This is a genomic window from Klebsiella sp. K47, from assembly GCF_051858335.1.
In the GTDB taxonomy this organism is placed as follows: Bacteria; Pseudomonadota; Gammaproteobacteria; order Enterobacterales; family Enterobacteriaceae; genus Klebsiella; species Klebsiella pneumoniae.
In genome coordinates, this window is sequence record NZ_JBPYUI010000460.1 from 1 (window position 1) to 221 (window position 221).

General features: G+C 68.3%; 1 protein-coding gene. It reads right to left on the reverse strand.

Annotated features, from left to right (window positions below; translation table 11 throughout):
* Positions 1 to 221: insulinase family protein (locus RRF55_RS28790; RefSeq protein WP_439419415.1), on the reverse strand; the 221-nt coding region annotated here is incomplete at both ends.

Consider the following 221-nt stretch of genomic DNA (forward strand, 5'->3'; position numbering starts at 1 on the left):
TCAGGCGCAGGGCGTTGACTTCGCGAGGGTTCTCGCTGCTGCCCAGGCTGGGCACATTGAAGCCCATGATCAGGTTCGGCAGCTGGGTGCGTACGTACAGCTTGAGCCGGCGCTCGCCGGGCTCGGCCAGTTCCAGCGGCTTGCGCGCCGGCGGTAGCTGGCGCCAGGGGATCTCGCCGAAGTAGCGCTTGGCGAGGGTCTTGACCTCGTCGGCGGTGACG